This window comes from Rhodococcus ruber (assembly GCF_027270735.1).
Lineage (GTDB): Bacteria > Actinomycetota > Actinomycetes > Mycobacteriales > Mycobacteriaceae > Rhodococcoides > Rhodococcoides rubrum_A.
Genome location: NZ_JAPWIJ010000005.1, coordinates 466,523 through 484,196 on the forward strand (window position 1 = coordinate 466,523; position 17,674 = coordinate 484,196).

Here is a 17,674-nt window from a genome sequence, read left to right on the forward strand (position 1 = left end):
TAGTTGTGTGCGCCGATTCCAGTTCCCAGTAGACGTAGCCCACGCGAAGTCGGTGAACGAGACGTTCACCGAGCTTCGCCGGCTGCGCGCCTCTGCGGCGCTCACAGCAGTGATCCTGACCGCCCTGGGGGTGTGGTTCATCTGGATCGCAACCCCGTGGTCGTACATACTCGGCGCGGTGTTCTGTATCGGTGCGGCCACCTCACTGTGGGTGATGTTGTGGGCACCGCGCAAGATGGGGTCCATCGAATCGCAATATGCTGCAGGCGATCTGATTCCTGCGATGGTGGCCGAGACACTACCGAGCGGAGCACTGTTGCTGGCCCTGGTCGATATCGCGAAGCCGGGTGTCGAAGAACCGCACTACGTATTGGTCACCCGGGTCGTTCGAACATTGCCCGGCCACGCGATGGAGCGGGGAGCGAAGGTGCCCTCGGTGTCGGTTCTCGCCGACCGCGGCGCGAACACGGGCGGGCGCACCTGGCAGTTGGTCTCGGCCATGCCCATCGCCTGGGGCACGCCCGATCGAGAAGTTCTCGCACGCGCAACCGGCGAGATCACCGAGGGCGAGTGGGCGCTGTTGCACGCGAACATCGGCTTGTCCGAGAAGGTACGCAAGGCCAAGAACCAACAGCTACTGATCGATCCGGCGGATCTTCCCGACGACCTGAGACGAGCTACTGAAGAGCCGCAATGACCTCGCGCTCGAAGAGTTCGATTCCGGCGCGATCGTAGGCAGCTTCCGGGAAGTAGAAGATTCCGTACGTCATCCCCTGCTCCTGCAGCGCCGTCAGATTCCGGACGATCTGTTCCGGGGTTCCGACTGCCGGCATGCCGCGGAACGCCTTCAGCGCTCCTTCGGCTTTGTCCGCACCCACGTAGTCGGTGAGTCGACTCTCCAGGGCGCGAAGCTTGTCTTCCACTTCCGACTCGGTCGCCCCGATGACGACGTTGTAGTTCGCCGAGCGGACGATGGCATCGAAGTCGGTGCCCACGGTGGAGCAATGCTCACGCAGCAGATCCGATTTTGCGGCGAATCCGGTGGGCGTTCCATCGAAGTTGGTGTAGTTGGCGTACTTCGCGGCGATCTTCAGCGTCACCTTCTCGCCTCCGCCCGCTATCCACAGCGGTATTCCGCCCTCCTGCAGCGGCAGCGGCCGCACCACAGCACCGTCGATCTCGTAATGCTTTCCGTCGAGAAACACCTCGCCGGTCGTCCATGCCTGCTTGAAGATCTGCACACCCTCGTCCAGCCGACCCAATCGCTCACCCGCAGAGGGAAACCCGTAACCGTAGGCACGGAACTCGTGCTCGTGCCAGCCGCCGCCGATGCCCATCTCGACGCGTCCACCCGAAATGATGTCCACCGTGGCAGCAACTTTGGCGAGGTAGGCCGGGTTGCGGTAAGACATCGCAGTGCACATCTGACCGAGCCTGATCCGGGAGGTGCTCGCCGCCAGTGCGGACATCAACGACCATGCCTCGTGCGTCGCCTCGTCGGTTGCGGTGGGAACGGTATGAAAATGGTCGTACACCCACAGGGACTCCCACGGACCGGCCTCGGCGGCGAGAGCGTGGTCACGCATCACATTCCATTGCCGGGCGGGGTCGATACCGACCAGATCCAGGCGCCAACCCTGTGGAACGAACAATCCGAATCGCATGACAGGCACAGTACAGATGCAGGGCGAAAGCCCGGTTCCGGCCGGTGAACTACGCTGGACGAATGTCCGAGATGCTGCCCTCGCGCACTGTGGCGCGCCTGCGCCCGTTCGCATCGACGATATTCGCCGAGATGACCGCTCTTGCGGTCGCCAAGAATGCCGTCAACCTCGGTCAGGGCTTTCCCGATACCGACGGGCCGCCTGCCATGCTCGAGGCCGCACGTGAGGCCATCGCGAGCGGACTCAATCAGTACTCCCCCGGCCCGGGCATGCCGGTGCTACGCAACGCCGTCGCCGCCGACCGGGAACGGCGATTCGGGCTGCAGTACGACCCCGACTCGCAGGTACTGGTCACCGTCGGTGCCACCGAGGCGATCTCGGCATCGCTGCTCGGCCTGATCGAGCCGGGCGACGAAGTGCTGCTGATCGAGCCGTTCTACGACTCCTACGCGGCCGCCATTGCCCTTGCCGGAGCGACCCGCACCGCCGTGCCGCTGGTTCCCGACGGCAACGGGTGGACGGTCGACACCGACGCCCTCGGTCGTGCCGTCGGTCCCCGAACACGCATGCTGATCGTCAATTCCCCGCACAACCCCACCGGTACCGTCTTCGACCGCGCCACCATGGTCCGTATCGCCGAGATCGCCGTCGAACACGATTTGCTCGTCCTTACCGACGAGGTCTACGAGCACCTGACCTTCGACGGGAAGGTGCACACGCCGATCGCGACCCTGCCGGGGATGTTCGAGCGCACCGTCACCGTCTCGAGTGCGGCGAAAACCTTCAACGCAACGGGATGGAAGACGGGCTGGGCGCTGGGCCCGGCCCACTTGATCGATGCCGTGCGCGCCGCCAAACAATTCATGAGCTTCGTCGGCGGTACCCCTTTCCAACCTGCCGTCGCCTATGCCCTCGAGCACGAGCAGCCGTGGATCACCTCGATGCGCGACGGTCTGCAACGCAAGCGGGACACGCTCTCGGCTGCACTTGGCTCGGCCGGCGCGGACGTGAAGTACAGCGCGGGAACATATTTCGTGTGCGCCGACATCGCGCCGATCGGACGGGGGGACGCGTACGAGTTCTGCCGCTCCCTGCCGGATCTGGTGGGCGTGGCAGCAGTTCCGGTCACGGCCTTCGTGGACGAACCAGCTCCCTGGAAGTCGTTGGTACGCTTCGCTTTCTGCAAGCAGGACGAGGTACTCGCCGACGCAGCCGAGAGGCTACGGAGATTGTGACTCCGCAACCGACGATCCCGGCGTATTTCGTCCGACAGGCCGTCGACCTCGCGACTAGCGGCGGGATGGACTTGACCTACCCGTTGTCGATGGCCGGTATCGGGCCCACCATTCTCGGAAACCCGGCGGAACGCCTGACCACCCGCCAAGTCACCGCCTTCACCCAGGCGGTCTGGGCGATGACCGGCGACGAGCTGTTCGGCCTAGCCGCAGTACCGGTGCGGCGCGGCAGCTTTCGCGTGATTTGCCAGACCCTGATTCATTCGGAGAACCTCTGGGCGGCTCTGATCAGGATGTCCGAAACCATGCGGGTGCTGATTCCCGTTCGCCCCATGACATTGGACCGCACCGAGGAGTCCACGGTGTTGACGGTGCACGTCACGCCAACGACTCATCTGAGCGCGGAAGCCAACGCTCTGGCCGAACGCTTGCTGACCGACTTCCTGTTGATTCTGCTGCATCGATTCGCGGCGTGGCTCATCGGCAACCGCGTCAAACTGCTGTCGGTGCAGCTACCGTACGCGCTTCCCGGGCCCGAGGCCGGCAAGATGTACGACTCCATCTTCGGCACACATGTCGAGTTCGGAACCGACCGTGCCACACTGGAATTCGACACTGCCGTGATGCGAGCGCCGATAGTGCAGACCGAGGAGACCCTCGCCGAGTATCTGGCCGAGTCACCCAATCTGTTGTTCTCGTCCCGAGACTACGACAGCACAGCGTCGAGTCAGGTTCGCCGAGCGCTCGAAACCGGCTTCAAAGGCGGCGCACCGGGAACCGAGGACATCGCGGCGATGCTCAACATCAGCCCGCCGCACCTTCGCCGCGTCCTTCGGCAGGAGGGCACCTCGATCAACCAGCTGCGCGAAGAAGTGCTGCGCGATGCAGCGATCTCCGGTTTGAGCCGCGGAGACAGTGTCGACGACATCTCGGCTCGTCTCGGCTTCTCCGAGCCCAGCGCGTTCCGTCGTGCCTTCAAGCGCTGGACCGGTCAGACCCCCGGCTCGTACCGCCTCAGCTGACGCAGAACTCGTTGCCCTCGGGGTCGGTCATGGTGATCCAGACGCTGGGGCCCTGATTTCCCCGATGAAGTACCGACGCACCCCGCGCTTCGAGTTCCGCCACCACCGACTCACGCTCGTCACCGACGCGGATGTCGAGATGCAATCGATTCTTCACCGATTTCGGCTCGGCTACCGACTGGAACAGCACCCGCGGGGAGCCGGGCGACTCGGGATCGACGATTCCCGCGCCCGCCTGCCACACGAGAACACCCTCGAAGGTGGTCGTATCCTCCTCGCGAGCATGCCCCGCGGCGACCATCTCGCGACTGAAGTCCTCGTTGCTGGGTTCGGACTGCCAACCCAGCGTCTGCGCCCACCATTTCGCCAGCGCATGGGGGTTGGCGCTGTCCACGACGACCTGAAATCGATAGCCCATGGGACGAAGATACCGCCGCGCGGTGGAAATGGGAACACCTGTTCGATACAGTCGATTCATGTCGCTCGCGATGCAAGGCTCGTTGTTCGGTGACGACGACGGTGGCGTCGGGTCGCTGCAGTCCGTCACCCGACGAGAGCTGACGCTCGGTGCCTGGATCGATGTGCGCCCGGGATGGTTGACCGATACCCATCTCTTCGACTCGCTGGTGACCGACGTCGATTGGCGCGCCGAACGCAGACAGATGTACGACCGCGTGGTCGATGTGCCACGCCTGGTCCGCTTCTACGGCGAGCGCGAGCACTGGCCGCACACGGCGCTGTACGAGGCGCGTAACGCGCTCGACGATCACTACCGCGCCGAACTCGGTGAGTCGTTCGCCACCGCAGGGCTGTGCTACTACCGCAACGGCTCCGACAGCGTCGCCTGGCACGGCGACAACATCGGCCGCAGCGCGACCGAGGACACCATGGTGGCGATCGTCTCGCTCGGTGCGACAAGGCAACTCATGCTTCGGCCTCGCGGCGGCGGCACGTCGCTCAAGTTCACGCTCGGGCACGGCGATCTGGTGGTGATGGGAGGCTCGTGTCAGCGGACGTGGGAACATGCCGTTCCCAAGTCCACCCGCGCGATCGGTCCACGCATCAGCGTGCAATTCCGACCGCGCGGGGTTCGTTGACGCGCTGGATTTTTCAGTGCACAGGGTTCGATGCCCGACGCTTGTCGACCGCCGCAGCCAGCACGTTCAGTTGTGTTGCCGTGGTGTCCCAATCGAGGCAGGCGTCGGTGATCGACTGCCCGTACACCAGGTCGTCGCGGTGGCCGAGTTCGAGATCCTGACGGCCCGCCACGAGGAAGCTTTCGAGCATCAGGCCGACGATGCCATGTTCGCCAGCCGCCACCCGGCCGGCCACATCGGTGACCACGTCGACCTGCTTGTTGTGGTCCTTGCGGCTGTTGCCGTGGCTGGCGTCGATGACGACGCGCTCCGGCAGACCCGACTTACGCAGTCGCGCAACGGTATCTGCGACGGATTCGGCATCGTAGTTCGGTCCCTCGACGCCCCCGCGGAGAATGACGTGGCAGTCCGGGTTTCCGACGGTCCGAACGAGCGCTGCCTGGCCGTCCAGATCGGTGCCGGGGAAGACATGGCTCGCCGCGGCGGCCCGGGTGCCGTCGACCGCTACCTGGATGTCGCCCTCGGTGGAGTTCTTGATCCCCACCGGCATCGACAGCGCGCTGCACAGCTGGCGGTGCACCTGGCTCGCAGCGGTCCGCGCACCGATCGCGCCGTAGCTCACCAGATCTGCGATGTACTGCGGCGTGATCGGGTCGAGGAATTCGCATCCGACAGGCAGGCCGAGCGCCGAAATATCCAGCAACAGTTGGCGTCCCACCCGTAGTCCGGCGTTGATGTCGAAGCTGCCGTCGAGGTGCGGGTCGTTGATCAGTCCCTTCCACCCCAGCGTCGTCCGGGGCTTCTCGAAGTAGACCCGCATGACGATGTGCAGTCGATCACCCAGTTCGGCTGCCGTGACGGCAAGGCGCCGGGCGTAATCGAGGGCTGCATCGGTGTCGTGCACCGAACACGGGCCGACGACAACGATCAGTCGATCGTCGCGGCCGTCGAGAATGTCGACCACGCCGGAGCGTCCGGAGCGGACCGTCGCGGAGATCGCGGCGTCCACGGCATGTTCGCGGCGCAACACCGACGGCGCAACCAGCGGACTGATGCTGATAGTCCGTTGATCATCGAGTGACGGGGTGTCGAGGGAGAGCGTCATGAGAGGGTTTCCTGTTCCCAGGCCGGCTCAGCATGCTCCACGCGCACTTCGAGCCGGTCTGTATCCGGCTCGTGGGGTGGAGGTCAGCGCATGGCGTCGCTGGCTGACCCACCCGGGGCCGGCCTGCTAAACCAGAAATACGTGCGCTGCATGGAGAGCACCGTAACAGACGCGTCGTCGATGCATCTATGCTCGTCCCTGCAGTCGGTTCGCCAGGTGGTCATGAGGAGCCCCGAAGTTCACCACGGCGTCGAAGCGATGCGTGCAGTTCCCGCTCCGTGCGAAAGACACAGCGGCATACCTGGAGTGGGCCGTGCGATCGTTCAAGATCTCGACATCCGGGGTGTCCGACGACACGCAGATTCACACGCATCTGTGCTACTCGGAGTTCGGTGAGATCATCGACGCGATCGTCGCCCTGGACGCCGACGTGACGTCCATCGAGGCGGCCCGCTCGCACATGGAGGTACTCGACGACCTGAACTCCGTCGGCTTCGACCTCGGTGTCGGCCCCGGCGTGTACGACATCCATTCACCGCGGGTGCCGAGCATCGACGAGATCACCGAATCGCTGCGTTCAGCATTGAAAGCCGTTCCTGCCGAACGACTCTGGGTCAATCCCGACTGCGGATTGAAGACCCGCGGGGTGGCCGAGGTGGAGCGGTCGTTGAGCAACATGGTGCAGGCGGCGGCCGCGCTGCGCTCACCTCGTTCGCGAGGTACAGGCTAGGCTTACCTGCCTACGCCCGCCCTGTGAAAGAGAACGAAGTGAAACGTCTACTCCTGGCCACCACGATCGCCGCAGTCACCGCGCTGACCACTGTCGCCTGCGCCGGCACCGCCGAGCAGACCGTCACACCCTCCACCAGCGCTGAAGCGACCACCGGCGACGCCGTGACGGACGCACCAGGACCGACCGGCATCCCCGACGGTATGGGTTCGGGAACGGCCGACGGAGTGTTCCCACGCACCGTCGGCCACTTCGGCGGCTCCACCGAGATCCCCGCCGAACCGAAGAAAATCGTCGTCATCGCTACCGGTCAGCTCGACGCAACCCTCACACTGGGCGTCGTGCCCACCGGAGTCGCGTACGGCGACGGAGCCGAATTGGTGCCCGATTACATCAGCTTCTCGTTCCCCCAGTACGCGGACCGGATGACGCAATTCGTGAATGTGGGTAACCGACAGGAAGTCGACATCGAGGCCATCGCCGCCATCGAACCCGACCTCATCCTGGCGAACAAGACCGGCTCCGAGGACATCTACTCGACGCTGTCGACCATCGCGCCGACAGTGCTCACCGAGGGCACCGGAGTGAACTGGAAGCAGGACTTCCTGTTGCTCGCCGACGCGTTGGGCCGAACCGAGCAGGCGCAGACCTTCATCGACACCTTCGCCTCCGACGCTGCGGCACTGGGTAACTCGGTTGCCGGCAGCAGCGGCACCCCTACGGTCTCCTTCGTCCGCTTCACCGCGGATCGGGCGCGCGTGTTCGGCGTCCCCTCGTTCGCCGGTTACATCGCCTGGGACGCCGGTCTGGCACGGCCGGAGAGTCAGCAGTTCGACAAGACCTCGCAGGACTTCAGCGAGGAGGAGATACAGCTCGCGAACGCCGACTGGGTGTTCGTATCGAGCCAGGACGCGGGAGCCGATTCGAGCGCCGCGTCGTACACCACCAACCCGCTCTGGACGGGTATGAGCGCAGCCACCGAGAACCACATCGTGCGCGTCGACGACGACCCGTGGTACCTCAACGCTGGTCCGACGGCGGCAACCATCGTGCTCGACGGCCTGAAAAACGCCCTGCAGAGCTGACCCCCATGTGAGTGGCACGTCGTAGCAGGCTACGAAGTTTCACTCACATCGAGCAGATAGGTTGCGCACAACTTAACTGTGCACTACTGTTCTCGAGGTGACCAACGAACTCGCACTCGACCGTCAGGTGTGCTTCGCGCTGTACTCCGCATCGCGGGCTACGACCGCGGTGTACCGCCCGATGCTCGACGAGCTCGGCGTCACGTATCCGCAGTACCTGGTCCTACTGGTGCTGTGGGAGAAGGACGGGCGCGGCGTCAAGGAAATCTGCGCCGAACTCGACCTCGACACCGGCACACTCTCGCCGATGCTCAAGCGACTCGAAGGGCTCGGTTTCATCGAGCGTCGACGCCTGAGCAGCGACGAACGCCGCGTCGAGATCCACCTCACCGAGACCGGTAGCGCCATGCGCGCGAAGGCACTCGACCTCCCCCGCAAGCTGGCCGAGAAGACCGGCATGGGAGTCGACGATCTCGTCAGGCTCAAGGAATCGCTCGACGCATTGACGAGCGCTCTGCATCACACCGATTCGCGCACGACAGAAGGAGAATCATGAAGACCATCTACACCGCCGAAGCTCTCGCCACCGGCGAAGGACGCAACGGCCACGCACGCACCTCCGACGGACGTCTCGACCTCGATCTCGCCATCCCGGAGGCCATGGGCGGCAGCGGAAACGGCACCAACCCCGAGCAGCTGTTCGCAGCCGGCTACGCCGCGTGCTTCCACTCCGCACTGCAGATGGTGGCGCGTCAGGACAAGGCCGACGTCACCGACTCGGCCGTCGGCGCTCGCGTCGACATCGGACCCAACGACGCAGGCGGCTTCCAGCTCGCAGTCACCCTCGAGGTGACTCTGCCGAACCTGAGCCGCGAGAGCGCCCAGGCCCTGGCCGACAAGGCTCATCAGGTCTGCCCGTACTCCAACGCCACCCGCGGCAACATCGACGTCACCGTCACCGTCACCGAAGACGAGTAAGAGGAAACACCATGAAGGCACACGAAATTCACCTCGCGTCCCGCCCAGAAGGCTGGCCGACCGAAGACAACTTTCGCGCGGAGGTCGTCGACCTTCCCGAACTGCAGGACGGGCAGATCCTCGTTCGCAACATCGTGATGTCGGTCGATCCGTACATGCGTGGTCGGATGAACGACGTGAAGTCGTACGTCCCGCCGTTCCAGCTCGATGCGCCGCTCGACGGCGGTGCCGTCGGCGAGGTCGTCGAATCCAAGGCCGACGGTTTCGCAGCCGGCGACGCTGTTGTTCACGGCAAGGGATGGCGCGATCTCGCAATCGTTCCGGCGAAGGGCGCAAGCAAAGTCGACCTCTCGGCCGCCAAGGCGTCCGCCTACCTGAGCGCACTGGGAATGACCGGAACGACGGCGTACGCCGGGCTGACCGAAGTTGCCTCGTTCAAGGAAGGCGACGTCGTCTTCGTCTCGGGCGCTGCCGGCGCAGTCGGGTCGCTCGTCGGCCAGATCGCCAAGGCACTCGGCGCTTCCCGTGTCATCGGCAGTGCAGGGTCTCCCGCGAAGGTCGCCCGCCTGCTCGAGCTCGGTTTCGACGCAGCATTCGATTACCACGACGGCCCGGTTGCCGAGCAGCTCCGCAAGGCGGCACCGGACGGCATCGACGTGTACTTCGACAACGTCGGCGGTGAGCACCTCGAAGCCGCCATCGGTTCGATGAACAAGCACGGGCGAATTGCCATGTGCGGAGCCATTGCTCAGTACAACTCCACCGAGCCGACTCCCGCTCCGCGCAACCTCGCGCTGGCGATCGGCAAGGAGTTGACGCTCAAGGGCTTCATCGTCGGTTCCTACGCGCACGTCACCGAGGAATTCCGCGCCAAGATGACCGAATGGCTGGGCAGCGGCGCCATCGAATTCGACGAGACGGTCGTCGACGGTCTCGACAACGCTCCCTCTGCGTTCATCGGTCTGATGAAGGGCGAGAACACCGGCAAGATGGTCGTCACCATCTAGGTCGGACCCCAACGGTTACACCGCAGACCACACCCCGGCCGGATTTTCCGGCCGGGGTGTTTCCATGTCGACCGATTACAGTCGTGACCATGCCCGCCGCTCCCCTGCCGTTGCGCGACGGCCTCGACCCCACTCGGGTCCGGATGCCCGATATCGCAACCGGGGCCACCGTGCTCGAGTACCTGCGTGCACGGTTTCCGCAGGACGCGGCGAGGCTGACCGAAAAAGTGACCGGCGGTGAAATAGTCGACGCGGCAGGCATACCCATCGATTCGGCGACGGTCGCGAGACCACGTGCCGACATCTACCTCTACCGCGATCCGCCGGTGGAGCCGACGGTTCCGTTCTCCCTCGACGTCCTCCACCGCGACGAGAATCTACTGGTAGTCGACAAGCCGCATTTTCTGGCCACCACTCCGCGCGGCGCATACGTCGCTCGCTCGGCCCTCGTTCTGCTTCGACGCAGATTCGACCTGCCCGAGCTGAGCCCGGCGCACCGTCTGGACAGGCTCACCGCAGGGGTTCTCGTGTTCACCGTGCGGCAACAGGCTCGCCGTCCGTACCAGGACCTGTTCGCTCAACGCACCATCACCAAGCACTACGAGGCAATTGCCCCACTCTCCGGGGTTCTCGACTTTCCGCTGACGGTGCGCAGTAGAATCATCAAGGAGCGCGGCGTTCTTCAGGCCCGAGAGGTCCCGGGTGAACCCAACGCCGAGACACTCGTCGATCAGGTCGACACCATCGGATCCCACGGCCTGTATCGATTGCACCCCCGTACCGGGAAGACGCATCAGCTTCGAGTTCATCTGTGCTCCTTGGGCATTCCGATCGTCGGCGACAACTTCTATCCGTCGTTCCGCGAGGTCGCCCACGACGACTACTCCGATCCGCTCCGACTACTGGCCCGCTCGATCGAATTCGTCGATCCACTCACTGGCCTGATCCGACGGTTCGAGAGCAATCGGAGTCTCGATCCTCCTGCAAGACAACAGAGTTCTCGATAGCCTCGGCGGTGCGCACAGCGATGCGATGCGAGATGACCGCGAGCGCGAACAGTCCGACCGCCACATTCCCCAGCGCGGCGAAGCCCTCCTGAGCAAAATCCACCAACGCGTTGAGCAAGGTGAAAATCAACGCGGAAACGCGGAGGGTGCGCAGCGGCCAGAGCGGACCGTCCTTCCGCAAGCGCAGCATCGCCGGGAGAGCCGAGGCGAACGTGGCGCAGGCGCTGACGAACAGGATCCCGCTGGCGATGCCCATTCTGTCGACGTCGATCGTCAGGTCTCGGCGATCGATGTGCAGTTCTCCGAGAACGAGTTCGACGATCCCGAACACGACGCCTGCACCGGACAGCAGAACCAGGCCCCAGCCGACGACGGGAACCCACCGGGCACTGGTGAAGAACGCCGGAATCAGCCGGGGAACGAACTGACGAAGGGAGTGGGTGCGTGACGTCGAACGACGACAGGTACCGAGCAACATCCTGATGCCGGCCACGGTGTCCGGATCTGCTCCTTCCGCCTCGGCCCGCGCGACCATCCGTAGCGCCCAGTCGCGTCGATGCTCAGGTAGGCCGTGCGCGACGCCGTCGGCGGCGATGGCAGCCGCGTTGGCCAGCGATTCGCCGACCGAGGGCCGGCGGAACTCGCGGACGATCCGGCTGAACACCAACAGCAGGACCACCAGGACGTACATGATCTCCGACGAGGGGCCGTAGAAGTAGTCGTTGTCCTTGGTGACGAACTTGCCCACCTCGTCGAGAAACAGCCCGAATCCGATCCCGCCGAGCAGCACGGTGAACACCCGGACGCCGAACCCGATGAACATCCAGCCGACGAGTAGAGCCAACATCATCGCCGCGCCGCCGTACAGGGCATGCGCGATATGCAGCGACTTGCCACCGACCTGGGGGTAGTGGGTCGCCTCGAGGTACGCCCTGGTGATCAGAATGGTCGCAATGGCCACGACCATGAAAGCCTCGGACGCAGGGCTACCGTAGGCGTCACGAACAACGCCACTACGTCCTACGCGCCCAGCACGAGCGGTCATGAAGCGAGTATGTGCCGTCCGCCTCCATCCACGGGCAGTTTTCGGCGGGTCGCCCTTGCAGAACTTGACAAATTCGTTTGCCGAAACTGCAATACAGGGATGAAGGAAGCAGCGGCAAGCCTCGACGAGGTCATCGCCGGCCTCGGTCCCCGTCTCAAACGCATCAGGATGGAGAAGAACACCACCCTGGCGTCACTGTCCGAGACCACGGGAATTTCGATCAGCACGCTCTCGCGTCTCGAATCCGGCGACCGCAAGCCGAGCCTGGAACTTCTGTGGCCCATTGCCCGGGCCCATCAGATGGCGCTCGACGATCTGGTGACCGCGCCGCCTGTCGCTGACCCTCGGGTACGCACGACGGCCACTGTGCGCGAACACGTGACGATTCTTCCCCTGACGCTGCGCCCGGGCGGGCTGCAGGCCTACAAGCTTCTGGTCCGACCCGAGGACTCCGAGCCTCGCCCCAGAACGCACGAAGGGTACGAGTGGCTCTATGTGCTCGACGGCACTCTCCGACTGATTCTGGGTGAGCACGATCTGACGATGAAACCCGGTGAGGCAGCCGAATTCGACACCCGGGTACCGCACTGGTTCGGTGCCGTCGGGAATCGTCCGGTGGAGCTGCTGAGCCTGTTCGGACCCCAGGGCGAGCGGATGCACGTGCGGGCAAAACCGACGGTATGAAATGTCGTGTCCGTGTGAGACAGTGAAGCCCGCTCGACGCCAGAATCCGCTTCGGTCATCCGCACCGACAACACCATCTCGAGGAAAAAGATGACCGACAGACTGCCTGATTCACCTGCGTCTCGCACCGACGTGGACATCGCAACCGGAGTGCTCATCGGCATCCACGGTGGATCCGTCGCCGACGCCATCGACGAGCTGTTCGCGACGGCCAGGCATCATCGAGTCAGCTTGTTCGATCTCTCCCGCACCCTCATCACCGTCGCCGAAGGCCGCGATATCGAGCGATCCTCGACCACCGATGCCGTGTATGCGGTGTGGGGCTCGGCCCTCGGCCGTCGCGGTGCCGAGGCCACGTTCGGCTCGGTCACCGATTCTGCGGGGGTCGCGGCGACGTCGACGGGCTAACCGCGGACAGCCGGATCGGTGCGCAGTTCCGGAAACCGGGCCGTCATCGCATCGATGTGGCGGTACATCTCGTAGAGCTCGGCCCGGAGCGTCGACGCCTCGGACTCGAACGCTCGGGCCCGGGATTCTGCGCGGTCCGCGCGAGCTCGAAATGCCTTGGAATGCGCACTTTCGATGGACGCCGAGCACGTCTGGATGTGTTCGGCCAATCCTCGGGCGAAAACCCTTGCCTGTTCGAGGTTGACGGTATAGTTGTCGTCCCTCGGTGCCGGTGAGGGTGCGTCGTTCACAGTGCCCATGGAAAGAAGTCACCCTCGGTCGTCGGCCAGAATTTCCTATGCGACTCTACGCTCAGCGCCGAGTCGCCCGTCCCGGAACCGATCGTCACCCGAAGATCAGCGCCAAGACCACCGATGCCGACGTGGCCGCGATGGCGATGACGATGGCAGCCGCGATCGCACGCTGTCGCACCGAGCGGTAGCTCGACCCTGCGCGGTCGTACTCCGCGTCGTCCTGATCGCCGTCCGAGCCGTAGAAGTCGTCGGAGTTCAGCCCGTCCTCGTCGAAATAGACGACATCGCGCGGCGGCACCCAGCGTTGACCATTGGCTTCTACAGCGGCCTCGAGTCGTTCGAGGCGGATCCGCGCCCGGGACGGATACCAGTCCGAGGGCGCGTGAATGGGAAGGGCCTCGGCCAGCGCCAACGGTGACCGGTATTGCCTCTCCAGTGCGGCGAATGCAGCCGACGCCGTTGGATCGTCGTCGGATTTGTCGGTGAGGAACCATGCCGCGCCGGCCGCCGCGCGATCGCCGAGCACCAGATGGGTATACGCGAGCAGTTCGAGAATGCCCGGCGAGGCCGGGTTCCCACGCAGGGCGCGAACGAGCCGATCCCGAGCACCGATGGTGTCTCCACGCGCCAGATCCTCTTGCGCTCGATCGATCACGTCCACGCATCGACCATATCGCTCGACGAGCGCTGCCGTAGGAGCACGGACGCGTCGTGCACACGAAAAAGCCCCTCCCGGATAACGGAAGGGGCTTTCGTAGTGCATGTCGATCCAAACCCGTGGTGGCCAGAGTCGGGATCGAACCGACGACCTTCCGCTTTTCAGGCGGACGCTCGTACCAACTGAGCTACCTGGCCGGGCGGCACCGGTGAAACAATGCCATCGCAATGTCGGTGATTTCGCACCGATGTTGCGACCCTGACGGGACTCGAACCCGCGACCTCCGCCGTGACAGGGCGGCGCGCTAACCAACTGCGCCACAGGGCCTTGCTGTTGTTGCCGCGCTATTTCTAGCGCAGTAACTCTCCGAACTGCAAATCCGCATCTCGTGAAGACCGAGACGAGGACTGCTGTACTGCCGACCGGGTTGTCAAACCGATCTCTTCCTACGTACCCCCTACGGGATTCGAACCCGCGCTACCGCCTTGAAAGGGCGGCGTCCTAGGCCGCTAGACGAAGGGGGCCCGCCGAACTGCTTCGACGTTACCCTCAACGGCGTTCCGTTGGGAGCTGGGATAGCTTAGGACACTTTCCCGGCAAATCTCAAACCGGCAGGTCAGAGGTGGTTTTTGCGTAGTTCTCGCCGAACTGCTCCCACCCGTGCAGTTTGAATTCGGCAAGCCAACGTTCCGACGCCATGGCCAACAGAACGACCTCGACGGACTCCTCGAACCGCTCGCGCAGGTCTGCGTTGTCGGCGACCAGATCGGACATGTAGCGCTGGCCCGCCATCGACGCCGCGAGAACGCGGACGAACTTGGCAGCTTCGAACTCCGGCTTGAGATCCCCCATCGCCAGAGCGCGCTCGGCCTGCTTGTGACCTTGCGCCCCCCACACTCGCCCACCGCCGGAATGAACCTCGGCGTAGAACTCGGGCTCGACGATCAGCCGGAATTCGGCACGCACGATCACGTCGTTCTGAAAGTTCTGCGCTATGTCGTCCACGATCCCCCGGATGACATAGAAGGGGTGTGCCGTGGTGTCGGCCCACTTCTCCGTTATCGCCACGTACCGATCCAACCCGGCCGCGAGCACCGCTCTGGCCAGATCCTCCTTGGATTGGAAATGGAAGTACATCGCCCCCTTGGTGGCGTTCGAGCCTTCCAAGATGGTGTTGACGGATGCTGCCGCGTATCCACGCTTGGCGAATTCCGCCGCCGCCGCCTCTACGATGGCCGCCCGGGTCCGCCGTGCGCGCTCCTGTTGTGCCATTTACTTCGTGCCTCCGAGCCCAAGCGCCCTGCGTATCCACAGGTAGTACAGATAGAGAGTACTTCACCCGAACGACACGCGAGTCGACTCACCAGCGGTTCGGTTCGACGGGCACTGCCGACAGAAGATTTGATTAGGCTATCGAAACAAGCCGGATGGTATGGTCTGCGCGGCTCGAGTGCGCTGCAGGGGGTGCGCACTCGAGCCGCTTCACTGCCGGGGCACTACACGCCGCCAACCACCCGTCCGTATCGCACCCCTACCGCATCGGACCCCCATCGCGACTACCCGTACCGTCGCCGGATCCGAAGCCGAAAGCGCGCGCATCCCCCGATCGACACCTCGAGAAAAGAACCGTCGACGCATAGCCCGAACGGTCTCGGGCAGGTATCTCGATTTCAGTTGAAAGCCGAATTACATTTCGCTGTAACGAATCTCGAATCAGGATTGTTTGCCTAGCTTGTTAGCAACTCAAAAATGCTGCACGACAGTGTCTTACGAATACGCATCAGATCTCGAGAGCCAAATCGCATGTTGGATAATCGATATCGTGCACGTCGACAGATAACATTTTCGATACTTTCCTGATATCGCATGCCCCTCGCGATCACATCGGCATACTGTGAACTGCATCACACAGTTGCCTCTGCCTATCGGAAACGAGTGCATGCCATGACGGTTGCAGTCCGCGTATTTCGTTCCATCACAGCATTTTTCGTAGTTTCGATTCTGATGCTCACGGCGAACAGCGCGGCGTTCGCAGACCCCCTCGGCAACTTCGTGGCCCCGGTCGCCGATCCAGCTCTCTACCTACCCACCCCGCTCGGCGAGCCCTGGTTCGATCTGCCCGCCGGGTACGAACTGCAACTACCCGGCTCGGTTCTGGCGACCAGACAGGTCACCGTCGGGCCGTTGCTCACACCCGTCACATCGACGCAAATCCTGTTTCGTACCAACGATTCCAAGGATCGTCCGGTCGCGGGTGTGACCACGATCATCGTGCCGTCGGCCCCGTGGACGGGACCGGGGAGCCGGCCGGTGGTCGCGTACAACATGGCCATCGACTCACTCGGAAACACCTGCGCCCCGTCGTGGACCCTCCCCCGCGGAATCGCACCGGAGATCGTTCCGGTGCAATCGTTCCTGGCGAAGAACTATGCCGTCGTCGTCACCGATCATCAGGGACCGCGGCAGGGATACGCGGCGGGACCGATGGCGGGCCACGCCATCCTGGATGCCCTCCGCGCCATGGTGAAACTTCCCGAGCTGGGCCTGCCTGCAGAGTCTCCGATCGCCGCGACGGGATACTCCGGAGGTGCCATCGCTTCCGGATGGGCTGCGCAGCTGGCTCCCACCTACGCCCCGGATGTGAATCTCGTCGGCGTGGCGTTCGGCGGTGCGCCCACCGATTACCGCATTCTTCTACGTTCTCTGAACGGCACGGTGGGCTCGACACTGTTCCTGTCGGCCACGCTCGGAGTCGCCCGGGAGTATCCCGAGATGTTCTCGTTGATGAACGCCAACGGTCTGCGCCTGGCCACCATCGCCAAGGACATGTGCATCTATCTCACCGCCCCGGGAGGTCTGGTGGCTCCCATTCCAGCTCAAGCACTTTCGGACATTCCGGACGTCGATCGCACGCCGATCGCCGAGCAGATCATCGCGTCGACGCGCATGGGTGGAGACAAGACACCGACCGTCCCCGTCTTCATCTATCACGGGCATCAAGAGTTCTGGATACCCGCGGAAGGGGCCGAGAACCTGTACGACGAGTGGTGCGCCAACGGCGCGAGCGTCCGATTGGAGGAATACGTCGGCGAGCACCTCGTCGTCGCGCTGACCGGAATGCCCGGTGCGTTCGCCTGGATCGACGACCGTTTGGCCGGCATTCCTGCGCCGAGCGGGTGCAGCAGCTTCGGACGCTGACCCATCGGCAGCGCTGTCGGGGGTACATGCCGTCGGCGCCGCGCGGCCCGTTACACTTTCGAGCCGCGCCCCTATAGCTCAGTTGGTAGAGCTACGGACTTTTAATCCGCAGGTCGTAGGTTCGAGTCCTACTGGGGGCACCACACACTTCCCGGGTAACAGGGATCACACCTGCCCGGTACGTACACTCGGACGTAACGATCGGCCGAGAAGAAGCGACGTGCAGGGGGAACTGCAACGGTCGCGACAGGCCGACCGGTCGATCGACCTCCGGGGAATTCACGTCGGTCGACACCGGACATCACGACCGCCGGAACAGCAAGTGAACAGGCGCGACACGGTTCACACCGAACCTACGGTGCCGTAAGCTGGACCGGTCGTACGCAATCTATGGAGGCGATCTAATGGCGAGGGATCTGACACAGCTCGAGCTTCTGCAGGAGCTGGTACCCACTGCC

At 63.9% G+C, this 17,674-nt stretch carries 19 protein-coding genes, 4 tRNA genes and 1 pseudogene; 14 read left to right on the forward strand and 10 right to left on the reverse strand.

Translation table 11 applies throughout. The features are described 5' to 3' along the window. The first annotated feature begins 7 nt into the window (after positions 1-7). Positions 8-697, forward strand: a complete 690-nt coding sequence (locus O4220_RS14660; RefSeq protein ID WP_269605349.1) for a DUF3239 domain-containing protein — start codon at positions 8-10, stop codon at positions 695-697. On the opposite strand, the gene O4220_RS14665 is transcribed toward O4220_RS14660, so the two are convergent. After that, a complete protein-coding gene (locus O4220_RS14665) occupies positions 678-1,664 on the reverse strand; it encodes an LLM class F420-dependent oxidoreductase (protein WP_269605351.1) in 987 nt (328 codons plus the stop codon). The two genes, O4220_RS14660 and O4220_RS14665, sit on opposite strands and share 20 nt — an antisense overlap. A gap of 62 nt (positions 1,665-1,726) precedes the next feature. Between O4220_RS14665 and O4220_RS14670 the strand changes: the two genes are divergently transcribed. Both O4220_RS14670 and O4220_RS14675 read left to right on the forward strand, forming a co-directional pair. Continuing rightward, entirely contained in the window at positions 1,727-2,899 is a 1,173-nt protein-coding gene (locus O4220_RS14670) for a pyridoxal phosphate-dependent aminotransferase (RefSeq protein ID WP_269605353.1), read from the forward strand. Further along, complete coding sequence (locus O4220_RS14675; protein WP_269605355.1) at positions 2,896-3,921, forward strand: AraC family transcriptional regulator; 1,026 nt, start codon at positions 2,896-2,898, stop codon at positions 3,919-3,921. The genes O4220_RS14670 and O4220_RS14675 overlap by 4 nt, the downstream gene beginning before the upstream one ends. Here O4220_RS14675 and O4220_RS14680 read toward each other — a convergent pair. Beyond that, positions 3,914-4,339 (reverse strand): VOC family protein, encoded by a 426-nt coding sequence (locus tag O4220_RS14680; protein ID WP_269605358.1) that lies wholly within the window; start codon positions 4,337-4,339, stop codon positions 3,914-3,916. The two genes, O4220_RS14675 and O4220_RS14680, sit on opposite strands and share 8 nt — an antisense overlap. Before the next feature lie 58 nt (positions 4,340-4,397). On the opposite strand from O4220_RS14680, the gene O4220_RS14685 reads away from it, so the two are divergent. Continuing rightward, the gene (locus O4220_RS14685) at positions 4,398-5,018 is read left to right on the forward strand and encodes an alpha-ketoglutarate-dependent dioxygenase AlkB (protein WP_269605359.1); all 621 of its coding nucleotides are present in this window, start codon (positions 4,398-4,400) and stop codon (positions 5,016-5,018) included. 13 nt (positions 5,019-5,031) lie between these two features. On the opposite strand, the gene O4220_RS14690 is transcribed toward O4220_RS14685, so the two are convergent. Then, positions 5,032-6,123, reverse strand: coding sequence for a 3-deoxy-7-phosphoheptulonate synthase (locus O4220_RS14690; protein ID WP_269605362.1), 1,092 nt, complete (start codon positions 6,121-6,123; stop codon positions 5,032-5,034). 271 nt (positions 6,124-6,394) lie between these two features. Between O4220_RS14690 and O4220_RS14695 the strand changes: the two are divergent. The 6 genes and pseudogenes from O4220_RS14695 to O4220_RS14720 form a co-directional block, all read left to right on the forward strand. Next, a pseudogene (locus O4220_RS14695) lies at positions 6,395-6,853 on the forward strand (5-methyltetrahydropteroyltriglutamate--homocysteine S-methyltransferase); the annotation flags it as partial. Positions 6,854-6,891: 38 nt separating this feature from the next. Next, the gene (locus O4220_RS14700; RefSeq protein ID WP_269605364.1) at positions 6,892-7,938 is read left to right on the forward strand and encodes an iron-siderophore ABC transporter substrate-binding protein; all 1,047 of its coding nucleotides are present in this window, start codon (positions 6,892-6,894) and stop codon (positions 7,936-7,938) included. 97 nt (positions 7,939-8,035) lie between these two features. After that, positions 8,036-8,494, forward strand: coding sequence for a MarR family winged helix-turn-helix transcriptional regulator (locus O4220_RS14705; protein ID WP_222080074.1), 459 nt, complete (start codon positions 8,036-8,038; stop codon positions 8,492-8,494). Next, positions 8,491-8,916, forward strand: coding sequence for an organic hydroperoxide resistance protein (locus O4220_RS14710; protein WP_269605369.1), 426 nt, complete (start codon positions 8,491-8,493; stop codon positions 8,914-8,916). Before O4220_RS14705 ends, O4220_RS14710 begins: the two co-directional genes overlap by 4 nt. Before the next feature lie 11 nt (positions 8,917-8,927). Further along, the gene (locus tag O4220_RS14715) at positions 8,928-9,923 is read left to right on the forward strand and encodes an NADP-dependent oxidoreductase (RefSeq protein ID WP_269605371.1); all 996 of its coding nucleotides are present in this window, start codon (positions 8,928-8,930) and stop codon (positions 9,921-9,923) included. Positions 9,924-10,012: 89 nt separating this feature from the next. Then, positions 10,013-10,930, forward strand: coding sequence for a pseudouridine synthase (locus tag O4220_RS14720; RefSeq protein ID WP_269605373.1), 918 nt, complete (start codon positions 10,013-10,015; stop codon positions 10,928-10,930). Here the strand turns inward: O4220_RS14720 and O4220_RS14725 are convergent. Then, complete coding sequence (locus O4220_RS14725) at positions 10,857-11,975, reverse strand: hypothetical protein (protein ID WP_269605376.1); 1,119 nt, start codon at positions 11,973-11,975, stop codon at positions 10,857-10,859. The genes O4220_RS14720 and O4220_RS14725 overlap by 74 nt on opposite strands. Positions 11,976-12,074: 99 nt before the next feature. On the opposite strand from O4220_RS14725, the gene O4220_RS14730 reads away from it, so the two are divergent. Continuing rightward, positions 12,075-12,659 (forward strand): helix-turn-helix domain-containing protein, encoded by a 585-nt coding sequence (locus O4220_RS14730; RefSeq protein ID WP_032377437.1) that lies wholly within the window; start codon positions 12,075-12,077, stop codon positions 12,657-12,659. A 90-nt stretch (positions 12,660-12,749) separates the two neighbouring features. After that, a complete protein-coding gene (locus tag O4220_RS14735) occupies positions 12,750-13,067 on the forward strand; it encodes an ANTAR domain-containing protein (RefSeq protein WP_269605381.1) in 318 nt (105 codons plus the stop codon). On the opposite strand, the gene O4220_RS14740 is transcribed toward O4220_RS14735, so the two are convergent. The 6 genes from O4220_RS14740 to O4220_RS14765 all read right to left on the reverse strand — a co-directional run bounded on the left by O4220_RS14740 (position 13,064) and on the right by O4220_RS14765 (position 15,290). Further along, positions 13,064-13,366: a hypothetical protein gene (locus O4220_RS14740; RefSeq protein WP_269605383.1), complete on the reverse strand. Its 303-nt coding sequence runs from the start codon at positions 13,364-13,366 to the stop codon at positions 13,064-13,066. The two genes, O4220_RS14735 and O4220_RS14740, sit on opposite strands and share 4 nt — an antisense overlap. An 85-nt stretch (positions 13,367-13,451) precedes the next feature. Beyond that, positions 13,452-14,021 (reverse strand): DUF6584 family protein, encoded by a 570-nt coding sequence (locus O4220_RS14745; RefSeq protein ID WP_269605385.1) that lies wholly within the window; start codon positions 14,019-14,021, stop codon positions 13,452-13,454. A 117-nt stretch (positions 14,022-14,138) separates the two neighbouring features. Next, positions 14,139-14,215 (reverse strand) — tRNA-Phe (locus O4220_RS14750). A 56-nt stretch (positions 14,216-14,271) separates the two neighbouring features. Next, positions 14,272-14,345 (reverse strand) — tRNA-Asp (locus O4220_RS14755). Positions 14,346-14,469: 124 nt separating this feature from the next. After that, positions 14,470-14,542 (reverse strand) — tRNA-Glu (locus O4220_RS14760). A 79-nt stretch (positions 14,543-14,621) separates the two neighbouring features. Then, positions 14,622-15,290, reverse strand: a complete 669-nt coding sequence (locus O4220_RS14765) for a TetR/AcrR family transcriptional regulator (RefSeq protein ID WP_269605387.1) — start codon at positions 15,288-15,290, stop codon at positions 14,622-14,624. A 672-nt stretch (positions 15,291-15,962) separates the two neighbouring features. Between O4220_RS14765 and O4220_RS14770 the strand changes: the two genes are divergently transcribed. Both O4220_RS14770 and O4220_RS14775 read left to right on the forward strand, forming a co-directional pair. Then, complete coding sequence (locus tag O4220_RS14770) at positions 15,963-17,216, forward strand: lipase family protein (protein ID WP_269605389.1); 1,254 nt, start codon at positions 15,963-15,965, stop codon at positions 17,214-17,216. 67 nt (positions 17,217-17,283) lie between these two features. Next, a tRNA-Lys gene (locus O4220_RS14775) sits at positions 17,284-17,359 on the forward strand. Positions 17,360-17,674: the final 315 nt, after the last annotated feature.